The organism is Frankia sp. R43 (genome assembly GCF_001306465.1).
Classification (GTDB): domain Bacteria; phylum Actinomycetota; class Actinomycetes; order Frankiales; family Frankiaceae; genus Parafrankia; species Parafrankia irregularis.
This window is the reverse complement of the sequence record NZ_LFCW01000002.1, coordinates 975,140-992,218: the sequence shown is the minus strand read 5'-3', so window position 1 is coordinate 992,218 and position 17,079 is coordinate 975,140. Positions and strand designations below refer to the sequence as shown.

Genomic DNA, 17,079 nt, shown 5'->3' with positions numbered 1-17,079 from the left:
CTCCGGTCAGGTCGAACGGGTAAAGGCTGCGGCGCGCAGGCTCGGTCACTTCGCCGCCCGGCGGCCGCCGCGGCTGGCCGCCGGCGGACGCCAAGCGGTGAGGACGTCGGCCGTAAGCGCGTGCTGACCCATCGACTCCGCGAGAAATGCATCATACATCTCCGCAGGTGAGCCGTCGTAGAGCGGGTCGATGTCGTTGTGCCACTGGTGGACCCACGGCATCACCTCACGCAGCCCGGCCAGCAGCGGAGTAAGCCTCTCTGCACCCCAACCGTCGTTGTCCTGACGCTCGACGACCAAGGTTGCCAGTGCTTGGGCCTGATCGCAGTGATCCCAAACGGCCCAGCCGATGAGCATCGTCGGGTCGTTCTCCGGGCTGGCGTACGGGTAGGAGATGAACCGCTCCTTCGGGAGGTCCAGCTTGCCGCGGCAACGCCAGTAGCTGGGCTTGCGGAAGTCGGCCTGGGTATACTTCTGCGGCACGGGAATCCGGTCGCGGATACGCTTCGCCGCCTCCTCGTCCGGGGCAGCGTCTTCTGCTCGCTGTTGATCCCAGACTGACTCCCAGTCGGCTCGCTTCACCAGCCCGGAATCCTTGTAACGCAGCGCGGCCAGGAACGGCACATGCTCGTTTTCGACGAGCGCGGCGACCACCTTCGTGAGGTTCTCACCGGGGCGATAGATCTCGGCGACCTCGACGAAGTCCGCATCGGCGGCTAGCTCGTCGGCAAGCCGCCCGGTGGTCCACACCCGCGGCTGCACCATGCCGTCGACATCGGCGAACCACAGCTCGCGGGTCTCCAGACGGTCAAGAAGCCAGTCACGCAGGGCCGCGCCCTGCATCTTGTCCCAGCCCTCGGTCTCCCAACACCGCTTGTACTCGGGTCGTTCGATCAGAGCGATGTTCTGGTCTCTCTCAATGACGGCGATCCGCTTCTCTACCAACGCCCGGTATTTATCCGACCAGTCCACTGGCAGTTCGGTAACCCGAGTAGAGCCATGCCGAGCGAACCACTCCGGTGTCTCCACCCCAGCTGCAATCTTCCGCGCCAGCACGATCTCAAACGCCCGCTCACCCAACCTGATCTCGGGCACCTCAGCCATTGGCAGGGTCAGCTCGTCGTTTAGCAACCCATACTGCCGGTATACCTGCCAGTCCAGCTCTTCTTGCAATGCGATCATCCGCGCCCGCGTGGACGTCCACTCGGCCTGCGCCGCCGCCAACCGGGCTCGTCTTGGTATCCCGCCCCCCGCAACGGTTGCGGGCGCGAACGCCACCAGGTTTTGAGCCAAGCGCTGCAGACCCCGCGCTCGTACCAGCGGAAAATCCGACGGCAAGGGGATCTCCTGCAGGTTACCACCTGTGAATTCAAAGGTCCGCAGCCAAAGGTGGTCGGCCGCGCCGCCCTTCGGCTGCGACCGTTCCCTAAGCCAAAAGCAAGCAGTCGACGAGTTGAGTACTCCAAGTAGAGCAACATAGTCGTCTTCTATTGCCTGAGACGGAAGTTTAATTATCGGCGCATGACGGTTAAAAACACCACCACCGAAATCGAGCAGAAAATGACCGCGAGATGCCACGAACGCAAATGTGATGGAAAGTGGGGTCGCGTAGGCACTAACGGTGTGCTGCATATACTCCCACCACACCAAGCCGGCATCCGACATCTTTCCACTGAATGTGCTGCGAGCAGCGAGTACCGTCCTCAACGGCCAGAGTTCCTCCGTTATTCCACCATCGTAACACTCCCCGGATCCATAGATGTAAGGATAGTAGATGTTCGACCTTTGGCCGATTACCCAGTCTCTTAAATTTTCCCCCGTCGTTAGAGGTCGAAGTCTTGCCATCAGTTGCGACTTTTTTGGCCGCCAGTTATTCGGACGCACGAAAGCTTCGTCGGCACCCACTCTGACCGCACGGCCGATAGGCCGCTCAATTATGTCCTTTAGAGCACGCGGAGAGTTGACTTCCAGCACTTCAACCAGTCTTTCTGCCCCACCATCAGAAAGAATCCATGGATAGTCCGCGAACCTCGCACGGTCGAGATCAAGGATTCGCAACCATTCGTTGTCGTAATAAGATTCCCCAATATGATCGACGATTGAGCTCCAATACGGACCCTTACCCCCTCCTCCATCTCTTCGCCCCTCACGCTTACCCTTACTCAGGACAGCCCTGACAACCCCAGAAACAGGAGGCTGGTTAGTTGCAATCAGGATTACAGTGGGCGTCCCGTCCATGTTATGACCCGGTATCCACGCCCCTTCGGAGTCGACTACAATTCGAAGATCCTTACGGGGAAGATACTCTTCAATCAGCACTTTGCCAAACGTGCGCCTCATGAATGAATTTGATGTTATTTGACCGACATAACCCCCTCCCCTACTACCCATCTGGGGCGACTTGGCCAAGTCGAAGAACCGCTCCACAAACGGAACCGACATCGAGTAGACCTCGGAGCACGTGGAATATAGATCGCGGTATGCGCGATTTAGCTTCTTATCCTTGACGGTAATATATGGAGGATTTCCAACTACGACATGATAGCTACCACTTTCGAGAATCTTTGGATATCTATGCACATCTTCAGTTGCATAGGAAAATTCGGCGAGTTCGTCGCGGCTCTCGCCAAATAGGTCAAGCTGGCGGTTCTTTAGCAGAGAGTCGCCGACGGCTACGTGTAGCGGGAAAGTATAGCCAGCTGCCTCGTTCAGCGTGGTCAATCCGGCCGCGCGTAATGCGGCGATAGTAAGCCGGACCTTGGCGATTGCTGCCGCGTACGGGTTGATGTCCACCCCATGGACCGCGTCCAAGGCGAGGCTGACGCGTTCGAAGATGTCGCGGTCGGGGGCGTTGTTCTCCCATTCGGCGAGGAGGCGGTGGAAGGCACCGAGGAGGAAGTGGCCGGAGCCGCAGGTGGGGTCGATGAGTTTGACTACGTCGTAGCCGAACTCCTCGATGGCCGGCGTGAGCGTCAGATCGAGGATGAACTCCTCGACGAACTCCGGGGTCTGCAGCAGCGCGTACTTCTTACGGACATCCTCGGAGAGGTCCTGGTAGAGGTCGCCGAGGAAGCGAGTGTCCCACGCCAGGTCGGTGAAGTCGTGGACGAGGGTGCCGGCCTCGGTGCGGCGGCGCCAGAAGGTGAGCAGCTCCTTGGCGGCGTCGTGGGAGAGCGGAATCTGGAAGAGGGCGTTGTGCCGCTGGTCGAACAGGCCAGCACCGACGGGCACCTTCGCGATCTCACCGAAACCCGCGAGCAGCCAGTCGCACGCGGTCTTGTCGGGGCGGCGGCGGTAGAAGTCCTCGGTGCGTTCCTCGGCGAGAGTGAGGCGGGCGGGCGTCGGGCCTGCCAGGAACGGGTCTCCGATCAGCCCGTTGTCCTCGCAGAAGCGGACAAAGACCGTCCCCACCATCCAGGCGGCCGCAACCTGCGTGACCCGCTCGCCGAACCATGCCGACCAGGTAGCGTCCGTGCGCCCCACCTCGAAAGCCCGGTCGTACTCGGCGCGCAGCCGCGACCCAATCGCCGGGACCTCGTCCACCTGGGCGTGGAGATCCTTCTCCAGCGCCTTCACCTGCCGCTGCGCGTCCTTGAGCAGCGCCACCCGGTCGATCACAGACGTCCCCCCACCCGTTCCACCCGTTCTTCGAAAACTCGCCCGGTGCGGCCTTTGGCCGGCAGGCAGCTGGCAACGGCGAAGCGCCGTGCGCCCCGAGGCGCGTCCAGCCATCGGTCAGGACGCCCTTCCGCCCGCGTGCGTCTCCTCGGCGCCGGCGCGGTGCCGGTTGGCGATCCAGGCGTCCGGCAGGCTCACCCATTCGCTTTCGGTGACGAGCTGCACGAGGGCGCCGTCGAGCCGGGGTGGCCGGGTCGGTTCGGTCGTCGGGCACAGCACCCAGACAGGCCGCCCGCCGGCGCGGGCACGGTCGGCGAGTGCGAACAGGACGTCCATCCCGCGGCCGTTGTAGTTCCCGAACACGCCGGCGTCGTGGAGCAGCAGCGGTGCCGGCCGTTCGGCGTCGACGTGGGCGGCGAGGTGCCCGGCGGCACGTTCCCAGGCTGTTCGGACGTACTCGGCGAGGTTGGTGGCCGCCCGGCTGCCCGGTTCGGCGGCGTCGGCGCGCAGGATCGTCGCCCAGGTCGGCTTGGGCCGCGGGTCGACCTCGGCGTGCAGGGCTTCGAGGAAGACGGCGGCGACGTCGACCGGTTCGGCGGCGAACCGGTGCGGTTTGGCCAGCTCCGCGCAGGCGGCCCGGTAGTGGTTGCGCCGGACGGTGAGCGCCCGGAAGCCACCGGCTTCGGCCGCGGTCTCGAGGCGCCGCTCGGCGAGTGCCGCCGTCGTCTCGTCGGGGCGGTCGCTGAGTAGCGCGCGTGCTGGCCCGCCGCCCAGGCCGGTGGGCTGGCGGGCGACCGGTGTCGCCCACGAGCCGAACCCGGCGGAGGAGAGCAGGCCGTGCGGCGGCACGTAGCCGGCGCGGGCCGCGTCCCATTCGAGGGCGAACCCGGCGGCGACCAGCGGGCGGTCGAGCTCCGGATGGGTCGGCAGGTCGGTGGTCAGGCCCGGGAAGCGGTTGTGTACCCGCTCGTGGATGGTCGGGACGTCCAGCAGCAGCCGGTCGGGCCGCTCGTCGGCGCTGCCCGGCGGTGGCAGGGCGGCGGTGGGGCGGGTGGGCTGCACCCCGGCCTGGGCGAGGCGCAGCGCACGGACGAGATCCAGGTCGCGCGGGTAGATCTCCAGGCGGGCGTTCGCGGCGGCGGTGCGGGAGGCTGCGGCGGCCAGCCCGACGAGGCGCCGCTGGTCGAGGGCCGGCAGCCCGCCCGGGCCGTCAACGGCGGCGGGGCAGCTGTGGAGCTGACTGTGGCCGCGACACCGGCGAGCTCCCGCAGCACGGTCGCCGGGGCGGGCAGCTCCTCGGCGCGGGCGAGCCGGTCCGCGGCCTTGCCCAGGGCGATGGCGTAGTCGAACAGTGCGGGCGCGGCCGGGGTGAGCGGGCCGTCGTCCTCGGCGGCTTCGAGCGCGACCAGCATCCGGTCATGGAAGCGGCGGCGGGCCAGCCGCGGGTCGGAGTCGAGGTCGGCGGTCTCCAGCGCGGCGCGCACCACGGCGCCGGCGAATGCCCGGCGCTCCACCGAGGACCGGCGCTCGGCCGGAGAGCGCCAGGCGCTGCCGTGCCGGGCCAGCACGGCGGTGACCAGCTCGTCGAAGCCCATCACCCGGCCGGCGTCGCCGAGGATCTCGATCAGCTCGTCGTGCACCGAGCGCACAGCCGGGTCGGCGTGCCAGGCCTTGCGGCGGGCGATCAGCACCTGCGCGATCCGGCCCGCCGTCACCCCGACCCGTTCGGCGATCTGCGGCTGCGGGGCCCACAGCGGCAGGTCCGGCAGCGTGCCGTCAACGTCGGGCAGTCCCAGCAGCAGCCGGGTCGCCTCGCGTTCGGTGGCGTTGCGATCGGTGGCGTTGCGATCGGCCGGCGCCACCCGGGGAGCGCGGGGCAGCAGCCGGTCGGCGAGCACCTCGACCGGCATGCGCGGGTAGTCCTGCGCCGCGACCGCCGCTGCCGCTGCCGACGCGCCGTCGTCCTGCGGCCCGGCCGGGGTCGGCATGACGGCGGGCGGGGCGATCACGGCGGGCCGGGCGGCGGCGAGGGCACGGCGCCACTGCCGGATCCGGGACTGCAGCTCCAGGCGGGTCTTCGCGCCGGTTCCCGGCAGGCCGATGATCTCCTTCGAGCCGAGCGACAGCAGCGCGGCGACGGTCGTCGCGTTGAGCCGGTGCGCGGCCGAGACGGCGCGCGGGGACAGGCCCGCGGCCTCCAGCGGCGTGTCGGCGGTGGCCACCGCGGCGGCCAGGTCGCGGGCCCGCTCGGCGGCTGCCTCGTCGGCGCCGCCGGCCGAGCCGTGCGGCCGCACCACCGCCGCCGAGCCGGCCGTCGCCGGGTGGATGCTCGGGGCCGGCGGAGTGGAGTCGGCGGCGCGGAAGACGGCCTGCCAGGCGTCGCGCATGTCCTTCAGCGACGCGAACCTGCGGGCGGCGTCCCGGTCGAGCGCCCGCAGGAAGAAGGCGGTGAGCCCGGAGCGGATCGCCGGGTCGAACGCCTCGGTGACCACCTTCGGCGGGCCCGAGGTGAACCGCGCCTCGGCGGATCCGTCCCCCCACAGCGGCAGCTCCCCCGACGCCATCTCGTGCAGGGTGACCGCCAGGGCGTAACGCTCGGCGTGCTCGTCGTAGGTGGTGCGGGTGCCGGCGCCGACGAACGGGTCGAGGTAGCGGGGCGTGCCCGCGCCGGTCTCGTGGACGGAGATGTTCGCCAGCGAGAAGTCGATGAGGACCAGCTGGTACGTCCGGTTCGGCCGGCGGCGGATGACGATGTTGTCGGGCTTGAGGTCGCGGTGGACGATGCCCTCTCCGTCGAGGTAGTCGACCGCGCCGAACAGGTAGTCGCTGTAGGTCTCCAGCTCGTCGACGGAGAGCCGGCCCTCACGCAGCTTGCGGGCGACGGTCTGCTCGCCGGCATGGTCGAGGACGAGCACCGTGCGCCCGCCGACGACCAGGGTGTCCGGCCGGGCCAGCCGGATCACCCGCGAGTCGTTCAGGCGGCCGAGCACCGCCGCCTCGTGCCCCAGCCGCGGGGCCCGCTCGTCCGAGAGCGCGATCTTGAGTACCTCGTCGCGGTTGGTCTTCTCGTTGTGCGCCAGGAAGGCACGGCTCGTCGAGCCGGTGCCGAGCCGCTCCCGGATCCGCCACTCGCCCCCGACGAGGTCGCCTCGCTGCGCCTCCAGCGGATCCGCGTCGTACTCCCCCTCGGGCGCGTCCTGGCCGGCCCGCCCCGCGACGGAGACGGACGTGACGGACTGGAGTGTGGCGTTCGGGTCCAGCGTGGACGGATCCGCGGGCGTGTCGCCGGCGCCGCCCGCCGGGGCCGCGCCGGGGGTGGCAGCCAGGACGTCCGGCCGGGTCAGCTCCTCCTCGATGAGCTGCAGCCAGTCGAGCAGGTCCCGGGCGGTGTCGAAGCGTTCCTCCGGCAGCGGGCGGGTCGCCCCCGCCACCAGCTCGTTCGCCGTCTCCGAAAGCGAGTCGACGACCTCCGCCGGGTACAGGGCGCCGGACTGCTCCAGTCGCGTCTTCAGCGCGTTCGGGCTGTCCGCGGGCGCCTGGCCGGTGAGGATCAGGTAGGCCAGCGCGCCCAGGCCGAAGACGTCCATGCCGACCGGGTCCGGGTACGGCGCGCCGATCTCGGGTGCCAGGTAGCCGCCGGCGGCCAGCTCCAGATGCGGCAGCAGCTGGGCCGCGGGCTCCACCGCCAGTGCGCGGGACGTCGTCGACAGCCCGTTCACCGGCGCGCCGCTGCCCGGGATGGTGTCACGGGCCGCGGCCTGCCAGTCGCTGATCATCAGTCTGGGCGCGAGCCAGCCCCGGCCGGCACGCGGCACCACCAGAACGCTGCGTGCGGCCAGCGCCCGGTGGTAGAGGTGACGTCCGTGCGCGTAGGCGACGGTCTCCGCCAGCTCACGGATCATGGACACTCTGGTGCCGGCGTCGAGGCTGTCACCGAACTGGTCGAGGTAGTGGTCGAGGCGCATCTCGTCCGGGCGGTGCCGGAAGATCAGCGCCGGGCCGGCCTCATGGCTCTCCAGGCCGTCGACCTGGACGATCCCGGGGTGGCTGATCCCGTTCAGCACCAGGAACTCGCGGCGGGCGACCGCCTCCCGGCGCGCCCGCTCCGCCTCGCCGGCGGCCCGCTCGACGAGGTAGATCCGCACCCTCCGCCGCTCGGACGCGACCTGGGCATGGGCGGCGTGGTGGTCCTGCCAGGTCAGACCGGAGTCGAAGGCGGGGAACTCTAGCTGCCACGAACCCACCTGCTGATGGCGCCGGCTGCGCGCGATGCCGACCGCTGGCAGCAGTTTGGCCAGCTCCTTCGACAGCGCCGGGGTGATCCGCTGCCGCTCGTCGCGCAGCGGGACGTCCAGCAGCCCGGGCCAGATCGACGGCAGCACGGTGCCGCGCCCACCGCCCGCGCCGCCCGCACCGCCCGCACCGCCGCCGTTTCCGGCGATGCCCGCGCCGCCTGCGCCACCACCGGCCCCGCCAACGTCGCCGGCGTTGCCCGCAACGACCCGCTCGGGGCCGAAGACCCAGTGGAGCTGATGGTCGGGAAGGTCGACCCGCAGCGTCGGATTCGACAGGAATACTGCCGGCTGGATGAACGGGATCTTCGTTCGGCTCGCCTGTGCGGCCCCCTGCAGCAGGGACCGCAGCTCCTTGGACTTCTGGTTCGCCAGGTGCAGCGGGTTGTCGAAGATGCGGGTGGACCCGGACGCCCGGTGCTGGGTCCAGGTCGACCCGGACGCGGTCAGCCGCCCGACGAGGCTCTTGATCTCGATGAGGTAGACCCCACCGCGGGCGATGACCAGCAGGTCGACCTCGCGGATGTGCCCGGTGGTCGCGGTGAAGGTGAAGTTCGACCAGGCGCGGAACGGCTCGGCGTCCGGCAGCAGGAGCCGGACGTGCTCCAGGGCCTCCCGCTCATGGGGGAACTGCGACGGCGTGACCGTCTCCCACCGGCCCAGCCCCTCGCGCATCCAGCCGCCCCCGCCATGCCATGCCCGCGGCCCGCCCCCGAACGTCAGGCCACGATGTCACCGACCGCGACATTATTCTTGTTATCCGTGAGGTTTGTACGAAGTCAGATGAATTTTTCTGTCCTCCGTCCCCATGTTTGCCGCGTGGAGTGATCCGATTGGATCAGTGGTGACCATCCGCGTCGCGACCGTCGCCAGGCACCGGTGCTCCCGCGCCGCGATCCACCCGGCACGGACCGCGACGACCGGCCGCGACCCGCCTCGGCATCCAGCCGGCCGCGTACCGAGGCGGCATCTGACCCGCCGGACCGAGCCAGACCCTCCGCCGGACACCGCGCTCCTGCCGATCACGGATCGACGGGAGCTGGATAGGCCAGAACCTGACTAGATAGGTTGACGGTCCGCGGACGCGACCCTTGAAGGGCAGGAAGTGCTGCAAATGAACGGAAGACGAACACTCAAGGGTGTCCCCCCCGTACCCGTTGACCTGACGGCGGCGCGTGCCCGACCGTACTTCACATGACAGGTTTGGGGCAGCGATCAGGCGGCCGAGGCTCGTGAGGACCGGGGCGGACGCGGGACCCGAACCTGGTGACGCTCGCACATGCACGACGGCCCGGGCAGCACTCACCGGGCTCCCCCGGCGTCCACCCGGATGATCTCGCCGTGACTCCGGATACCGGCGCTTTCGTGAACACCGCACACACCGCACGGTCGATGACCTCACCCCCTATCGGAGACCCCCACAGCCAGAACTCCAACTCGAACTCGAAGAGTTGAGGATTTTCGTCGTTCTGGCGACCTGAATCCTAAGATCTTGCCCGGTAGCAATGCCCACCGCAGCGCCACCCCAAAGCTGCGGGCCGAACAGATGAGGATTTCGACCGTCCTCCCAACCGAAATCCTCGAGCCTTGTCCGGCAACAACGCCCGTCGCCTACAATCCCGGGAATTTCCTTCCGGACGGCGGCTCGCAACCGGCCCACCCGCCGGTTCCGAGCGGTTCCGGCGTGAATCGCCGGAACCGCGGGCCGGCGGTGGTGGTCGTGGCGGTGGCGGCGGCGACCTACCGACCGAGCAGATTCCGAGCGGCGCCGACAGTTGTCGCGGGTCGCCGCGCACCGTTTTCCGGATAGCTCCAATCACCTTCCCCGAGACCTGTCGACCCGGTTCCCTCCTCATGTCCTCCGGGTGACCTTTCCTATGTCCACCTGAATATTTCATGTACACCTCCACTTTCTCCCACGGCACGACAGCGGGCCCGCGAAGGTAATCAGCGGAGGGCGCCAGCCCTCACCACCGATTCTGATCGGAGTCACTTTCATGACGGTCAGCTTCTTCAGACGTCCGATGCGGCGCGTCGCCGCGGGAATGGCGGCCGGGGCCCTCGCCGCCGGTCTCGGGCTCGCCGGTGTCGTCGCGGGCACGACTCCTGCCCAGGCGGCGGCCCTGACCCCGAAGCTCCTGTTCGTCGGCATCGACGGCGCGGGTGAGATCGCCCGGGTCGACGCCGCGAACGCGCCGAACCTCGACGCGCTGCGCGCCCAGGGCACCTGGGGCAGCACCCTGCTCTACTCGTCGGCGAGCGACTCGGACTGGGGGCAGAAGGGCGCGCAGACGCTGTCGGGCCCCGGCTGGTCGACGATGCTGACCGGGGTCTGGCCCGCGAAGCACCACGTCGTCGACAACACGTTCTCCGGCAAGCAGTACGCGACCTACCCGAGTTTCATCGACCGCATCGAGCAGGTCAGCCCCAGCCTGCGCACGGCGGCCTTCGCGACCTGGTCACCGCTGGTCACGAACGTCACCGCGGGCGGCACCATCCTGCACGCCGACGCCTCTCTCGCCGGCGGCCCGGACGCCACCACCGCCCAGGCCGGCGTCAACGCACTGGCCGACCCGGCGACCGACGTCGTCTTCGTCGCCCTCGACGACGTGGATGCCGCGGGCCACAGCTACGGCGCGAACAGCACCCAGTTCACCCAGGCGATCGAGACCGCCGACGCCCGGCTCGGCCAGCTGCTCACCGCCATCAACGCCCGCGCGACCCGGGCGAGCGAGCAGTGGACGATCATCGTCACCGCCGACCACGGCCACAAGCCGACCGGCGGCCACGGCGGGGCGACCATCCCCGAGCGCAGCACCTACGTGATCGTCGCCGGTGACGGCGTCCCCGCCGGCTACCGCAACGACATCCAGCTCGCCGACGCCGGCGCCACCGCGCTGTCCCGGATGGGCATCACGATCAACCCGGCCTGGGGCCTCGACGGCGTCCCGGTGGGCAGCCACGCCGCCGACGCGTTCGACGGCCTGCGCCCGTCCCTGCTCAGCCGCAGCGGCGAGACCGGCATCCCCACCACGGTCAAGGGCTACACGCACACCCCGCCGGCCGGCTGGAGCGTCGACAACTCCTCCATGCCGACCGGCGGCATGGAGGAGTGGAAGGGCTGGACGTTCACCACGCAGGACTTCTGGTCGCGCGCCCAGGCCAGCCAGGCCCGCGAGAACGCACTGCTCGTCCGGGACGTCTTCGCCGTCGCCGACTCCGACGAGTGGGATGACGTCTCGCACGGCTCCGGCGCGTTCGACTCGACGCTGCTCACCCCGCAGTACCCGGTGACCGCCGGGCAGACGGTGAGGCTGAGCTTCTTCTCCGACTTCCGCGCGGAGGGCAGCCAGACCGGCCGCGTCTCGGTGCGCTTCAACGGTGGCACCGCGACCCAGCTCGCGGCCCTGACGACCACCAGCGAGAACGGCCTGCGCACGGTGACCGCCACCGTCCCGGCCGGAGCGACGAACGCCCAGTTCCTGCTGCGCTACACCGGCACCAACAACTGGTACTGGGCCGTGGACGACTTCAAGGTCACGACTTCCTGACCGCCGGGCTGAGTCCGTCCTCGCCCTGGTAGCGAGGCCGGCACGGCCGCCGGCGCGGACCAGACCCCGCGCCGGCGGTCATCTATTTATCATCATATCGATGAACAATAAGGTTGAGGTTCGCGTGGGGTCCGGGGCCGGCCTGTGAACCGGTGGCTGGACGAGCTGGAGCAGCAGGCCGCCGCGGTACTACCGACAGACGTGTACGACTACTTCCGCCAGGGCGCCGGTACCCACGCCGCGCTCGACGAGGCGACGCCGGCCTGGGACGCGCTACGTCTGCACCCCCGGGTGCTGCGGGACGTCACCAGCGTCACCACCGAGACGACGGTGCTCGGCGCCCCGGTGCAGACCCCGGTGCTGGTCGCCCCGACCGCCGCCCAGCACGTGGTCGAACCCGGCGGCGCGGTGGCCACCGCGCTCGGCGCGGCGAAGGCAGGTTCCCTCGTCTGCGTGTCCTGCATGACCAGCCGGCCCTACTCCGACATCCGCGACGGCGGTGCGCCGTGGTGGGCACAGGTGTACGTGCTGCGCGACCGCTCCCTTACCGAGGATCTCGTGGGGCGGGCCGAGGCCGCCGGTGCCGCCGCGCTCGTCCTCACCGTCGACACCCCGGTGATCGGCGACCGTCCCTTCCCCGCGCCCAGTGCGGACGCACCCTGGTACGGCGGCGAACTTCTGACCAGCTATCCCCCCGGCCCCATCGCCGCCGCCCTCACCTTCGACGACATCGCCTGGCTGCGCGGCCTCAGCCGGCTGCCGGTCATCGTCAAGGGCGTCCTGCGCGCCGACGACGCGCTGACCGCCGTGCGGGCCGGGGCCGGCGCGGTCGTCGTCAGCAACCACGGCGGCCGGCAGCTGGACGCCGCGATCCCCACCGCCACCGCCCTGCCCGCCGTCGCCCAGGCGCTGGCCGGCACCGGCGCCGAGGTCTACGTCGACGGCGGGATCCGCAGCGGCGTCCATGTCCTGGCCGCGCTCGCGCTCGGGGCCCGCGCGGTGCTGCTCGGCAGACCCGTCCTGTGGGCACTGGCGACGGGCGGGGCTGACGGCGTCCACCGCCTGCTGAGCACCCTCACCTCCGAGCTGCGCCACGCCATGACCCTCGCCGGCGCCCGCAGTCTGGACGATCTCACCCCCGACCTGCTGGGCTTCGCCTACGCCACCGGAACCGCCTGGCCGTAAGGGGGTCAACGGCAACAGCCGTGATCAGCCCGGCCCCCAGCCGAGTAGGCAGCTCGTGATCGGCCGGCCCGGAGCCAGCGTGTCGGATGGCGCCTGCGCCAGCGGAGCAACCAGGTATTGGCGGCAAGGACGTCCAGGCGGCCGTTGCGGACGAAGGCGGGGACGTCCGTCATCCCGTCGAGGATGAGCTGGATGCCGGGGCGGACCTCGCTGGGTGGACGGCGCCGCGCGGGCCGGGCTGGTGTTGGCCGCGCTGGCCAGTGCGAACAGGTGGAGGCGCTCCGCCTCGTCGAGGTGTAGGGCGGTGGCGACGGCGTCCTGCACGCCTTCGGAGGCGCCGGCCAGGTTGCCCTTCTCCAGGCGGGCTTAGTAGTCGACGCTGACTCCGGCGAGCCGCGCTTACCTCCTCGCGCCGCAGCCGGGAACGCGCCGGTTCGTCCCGTAGGTCGTCAGCCCCGCCTGCCCGGGTGTGAGCCGGCGCGGCGGGTGACCAGGAAATCGCGGGCCTCGGACCGGTTGGCGTTCATGTCTCCGCGCTAAGTGCGTCCCGCCGGGGCATGGGGGTTCTGTCAGAACCTGGAAGTACGTGACCTCCCACGCCGGCCCGAACGCCGGTTGCATGGATGCCGTGGCCGAGGTCAAGGCCCAGGTCACAGCCAGATCAGGAAGGAGCCACGTGATGAGCGCATGGACATCTTCGGAGCTTGACGCCCTCGGCGCCGCGGAGGAGCTGACCATCACCACGAAACGACCGGACGGGACGCTACGCACTCCCGTTCCGATCTGGACGGTGCGGGTCGAGGACGAGGTTTATGTCCGTTCCTGGCGCGGGCGCGGTGGTGCCTGGTACCGGAACACCTCGGCCCAGGGCGCGGCGCACATCCACGCGGCGGGCGTCGACTGCGACGTCACCGCCACCGGACCGGATGTCTCCGTTCGAGCAGCAGTCGACCGAGCTTACCGCGCGAAGTACTCCCGCTTCGGCGACAGGTACGTGCTGCCCATGGTTGCCGACGCGGCGGCCAGCAGCACACTGCGGCTGCGCCCCACCGACTGACAACCAACCGGCCGGCAGGCGACCGGCAGGCGACACAGGGACTGAAAGGCCAACTGGATGCACACGCGAACGCTCGGTCAGGGGCTGCGCGTCTCCGCCGTCGGCATGGGCTGCATGGGCATGTCGCAGAGCTACGGTCCGAACCCGGGCGACCGGCAGGCGATGATCGGTGTGCTCCGGTACGCGCTCGACCTCGGGATCACGTTCTTCGACACCGCCGAGGTGTACGGGCCGTACGTCAACGAGGAGCTCGTCGGGGAGGCGCTCGCTCCCGTCCGGGAGCAGGTGGTGATCGCGACGAAGTTCGGCTGGCGAATCGAGGGTGGCCGCTCCGTCGGGCTCGACAGCCGGCCGGCCCAGATCAGGGCGGTGGCGGACGCTTCCCTGCGCCGGCTGCGCGTCGACACGATCGACCTGTTCTACCAGCACCGGGTCGACCCGGACGTCCCGATCGAGGACGTCGCCGGCACGGTCAGCGAGCTGATCAAGGCTGGGAAGGTGCGCCATTTCGGCCTGTCCGAGGCCTCGGCGGCGACGATCCGCCGGGCGCACGCCGTCCAGCCGGTCACGGCGGTGCAGAGCGAGTACTCGCTGTGGACCCGCGACCCTGAGCCGGAGGTCCTCCCGGTCTGTGCGGAGCTGGGCATCGGCTTCGTGCCCTTCAGCCCGCTCGGCAAGGGCTTCCTCACCGGCACGGTCGACCCGTCGACCACGTTCGCGTCCGGGGATGTGCGTGCGACGATTCCCCGGTTCACCGCGGAGAACCGGGCGGTGAACCGGGCGCTGGTCGAGCACGTCGCCGCGCTGGCGCGGGCGAAGCAGGCGACCCCGGGGCAGGTGGCCCTGGCCTGGCTGCTCGCCCAGCAGCCGTTCATCGTGCCGATCCCCGGCACCCGGCGCCGCGAGCGGCTGGTCGAGAACGCGGGCGCGACCTCGGTGGCGCTCTCCGCCGACGAGGTCGCCGACCTCGACGCCGTCGCCCAGCGCCTGGGTATTCACGGCGATCGCTACAACGCCTACCACATGGGCCTGGTCGGGCACTGACGGTACGGGACCGCCGCTGGCGAGGCGGGCGGCGGCGCCGGCCTGGGAAACCGGTCCGGGGAAGAGGGTGCGCGGGCGGGGCGCACGCCAGATGCTGGGAGGGACGAACGAGACCACGCGGGGCATCACGTCCCGCGCACAGCTGGAGGCCGCACCGGTGACCCAGACCCCCGAGACGTCCCAGACACCAGTTCCCGGAGCGCCCGGAGCACCCGCGACGAACGGGCCCGCCGGAGCGGCCGGGGCCTCGGGGACGTCCGAGGTCGTTCGGGTGGTGCGGGGGCGGGTCGGGCGGCTGACGCTCAACCGGCCGAAGGCGATCAACGCCCTGAGCCATCCCATGGTCGACGCGATGGACGCCGCGCTGCGCGACTGGGAGCACGACGACCAGGTGGACGCCGTCCTCGTCGACGGTGCCGGTGAGCGCGGGCTGTGCGCCGGCGGCGACATCCGCTCCTTCCACGCGGACGCCTGCTCCGGCGGCACCGGGTCGCTGGGCTTCTGGGCCGACGAGTACCGCCTCAACCACCGGATCAGCACCTACCCGAAGCCCTACATCGCCCTCATGGACGGCATCGTCATGGGCGGCGGCGTCGGGATCTCCGCGCATGGCGGCGTCAGGGTCGTCACCGAGCGCACCAGGCTCGCCATGCCCGAGGTCGGCATCGGCCTGGTGCCGGATGTCGGTGGCACCTGGCTGCTCGCCCGGATGCCAGGTGAGTCGGGCACGCACGCCGCGCTGACCGCGGGCCACCTCTCCGGCGCGGACGCGCTGTACGCGGGTCTCGCCGACCACTATGTGCCCAGCGAACGGCTGCCCGCGCTCATCGACGCGCTCACCGCGACGACCGACGCCGGCAACCCGGCGAAGATCGTCGAGGAGTTCACGGTAGTGCCGCCGCCCAGCGCCCTGGAAGCGAACGCGGGCTGGATCGACGCCTGCTACGGCGCCCCGACCGTCGAGGCGATCCTGGCCCGGTTGCGTGAACACGGCGATCCCGCCGCCGCGGCTGCCGCCACCGAGATCGAGGGGAAGTCACCGACCGCGCTCACGGTCACACTGCGGGCGCTGCGCGCCGCGGCCGGGCTGCCCGACCTGTGGGCGGCGCTGGTCACCGAGTTCCGCGTCTCCGGTGCCAGCCTGCGTTCCCACGACCTGCGCGAAGGCATCCGCGCCCAGATCATCGACAAGGACCGCAGCCCCCGCTGGAACCCGCCGGCCCTGGCCGAGGTGTCGCAGGAGCAGGTCAGCGCGTTCTTCGCCGTGCCGCCGACCGGCGACCTTCGGCCCCGCCAGGGATAGCCGGCGACAGCCGGACGAAACGCGCCGAGCGGTCCTTCCCGGACGGCGGTCCACGAGTGCGCCGCACGGTTGAATGTGCCTATGGCACAGGCGATTCGGGGGGCGTGGGGGCCAGATGAACAGTCCGGGTGACGGCGGGATGCCTTCGGGGCGGCGGCGGATGGGTGTCGGGGAGGTCGCCGCACTGGTCTCGGCGGTCGTCGCCGTGCTTGGCCTTCTGTTAGCGGTGTTCGGAGGGCAGCTCACCGGCGCTTCACCGCCGGGCGGCTCACTCGCCTACGGCGCCGACGCCCCTTCGATATCGACGGCTTCCGCGACGCCGGCCGTTTCGCGGACTCCGGTTTTCGAAACGCCGACCGATTCCGATTCCGCGGCGTCGGCCGTGCCGACCTTGTTCGCGTCGGCCACGCGGTCCGGTCCGGCCGCGGCGCCGCCCGTGCTGCCGGCCGGCTGGCGCCGGGTCAGCGAACCCGACCTCACTGTCACGTTCGCCGTGCCGGACGGTTGGAACCGGGTGGTCAAGAACGAGCTCCAGAGCACCTGGCATTCCCCGGACGAGGTCCATGCCATGAGCGTCAAGCGGGACACCACGCACGGGTCGACACCCGAGAGCGCCGCCGCTGGGCAGCTCGCCTGGTACCGCAACACGGCTGAGTCCTCCATGGCTGACCTCGAGCCTGCCAGCCACCCGATCCGGCAGAACGGCAAGGACGCCCTCTGGCTGGAGATGGACTACCACTGGGTCGGCCAGGCCGAGCCGCGCAAGCGGGTCGAGCTGTTCGTGGCGGGCCAGGCAGGCCAGGTCTACCAGCTGCTCTTCGACACCGCGGCCACAACCGAGAAGCTGGCGATCCAACAGCAGATGTTCGACATCGCACGCGAGCAGCTGCTGATCGACGCATGAGACCGTCGGCGCGAGTCCGCGGCAGGGGACGACCAGCACCTTGACACTCATCAGTGCCATTTCTAATGTCGAGGTCAGTGTCGATACCGAGGGAGCCGTCGCCGGGCGGCATCGGTCGGTTCCGA

9 protein-coding genes and 1 pseudogene are annotated in these 17,079 nt (G+C 70.0%); 6 read left to right on the top strand and 4 right to left on the bottom strand.

Features of this window, described 5'->3' with window-relative positions:
• Nucleotides 1–45: 45 nt before the first annotated feature.
• Nucleotides 46–3,618, bottom strand: coding sequence for a BREX-2 system adenine-specific DNA-methyltransferase PglX (gene pglX / locus ACG83_RS12125; RefSeq protein WP_054566212.1), 3,573 nt, complete (start codon nt 3,616–3,618; stop codon nt 46–48).
• 938 nt (nt 3,619–4,556) lie between these two features.
• Nucleotides 4,557–8,585, bottom strand: a complete 4,029-nt coding sequence (pglW, locus tag ACG83_RS12120) for a BREX system serine/threonine kinase PglW (RefSeq protein ID WP_235497837.1) — start codon at nt 8,583–8,585, stop codon at nt 4,557–4,559.
• Nucleotides 8,586–9,907: 1,322 nt separating this feature from the next.
• Between pglW and ACG83_RS12115 the strand changes: the two genes are divergently transcribed.
• Together ACG83_RS12115 and ACG83_RS12110 are read left to right on the top strand one after the other, a co-directional pair.
• Nucleotides 9,908–11,461: an alkaline phosphatase family protein gene (locus tag ACG83_RS12115; RefSeq protein ID WP_054566211.1), complete on the top strand. Its 1,554-nt coding sequence runs from the start codon at nt 9,908–9,910 to the stop codon at nt 11,459–11,461.
• A gap of 144 nt (nt 11,462–11,605) precedes the next feature.
• Nucleotides 11,606–12,646 (top strand): alpha-hydroxy acid oxidase, encoded by a 1,041-nt coding sequence (locus tag ACG83_RS12110; RefSeq protein ID WP_054566210.1) that lies wholly within the window; start codon nt 11,606–11,608, stop codon nt 12,644–12,646.
• A 116-nt stretch (nt 12,647–12,762) separates the two neighbouring features.
• Here ACG83_RS12110 and ACG83_RS47900 read toward each other — a convergent pair.
• Nucleotides 12,763–13,173 (bottom strand): annotated as a pseudogene (locus ACG83_RS47900) (helix-turn-helix domain-containing protein); the annotation flags it as partial.
• A gap of 152 nt (nt 13,174–13,325) precedes the next feature.
• Here ACG83_RS47900 and ACG83_RS12105 point away from each other — a divergent pair.
• The 3 genes from ACG83_RS12105 (at nt 13,326) to ACG83_RS12095 (ending at nt 16,050) form a co-directional block, all read left to right on the top strand.
• On the top strand, nt 13,326–13,703 hold the full coding sequence (locus ACG83_RS12105; protein ID WP_054566209.1) for a DUF2255 family protein: 378 nt from the start codon (nt 13,326–13,328) through the stop codon (nt 13,701–13,703).
• Nucleotides 13,704–13,760: 57 nt separating this feature from the next.
• Nucleotides 13,761–14,747, top strand: a complete 987-nt coding sequence (locus tag ACG83_RS12100) for an aldo/keto reductase (protein ID WP_054566208.1) — start codon at nt 13,761–13,763, stop codon at nt 14,745–14,747.
• Nucleotides 14,748–14,904: 157 nt separating this feature from the next.
• The gene (locus ACG83_RS12095) at nt 14,905–16,050 is read left to right on the top strand and encodes an enoyl-CoA hydratase/isomerase family protein (RefSeq protein ID WP_083473230.1); all 1,146 of its coding nucleotides are present in this window, start codon (nt 14,905–14,907) and stop codon (nt 16,048–16,050) included.
• A 276-nt stretch (nt 16,051–16,326) separates the two neighbouring features.
• Here the strand turns inward: ACG83_RS12095 and ACG83_RS46000 are convergent, their stop codons facing one another.
• On the bottom strand, nt 16,327–16,572 hold the full coding sequence (locus tag ACG83_RS46000) for a hypothetical protein (RefSeq protein WP_198955593.1): 246 nt from the start codon (nt 16,570–16,572) through the stop codon (nt 16,327–16,329).
• On the opposite strand from ACG83_RS46000, the gene ACG83_RS45995 reads away from it, so the two are divergent.
• On the top strand, nt 16,565–16,954 hold the full coding sequence (locus tag ACG83_RS45995; protein WP_200931306.1) for a hypothetical protein: 390 nt from the start codon (nt 16,565–16,567) through the stop codon (nt 16,952–16,954). The two genes, ACG83_RS46000 and ACG83_RS45995, sit on opposite strands and share 8 nt — an antisense overlap.
• Nucleotides 16,955–17,079: the final 125 nt, after the last annotated feature.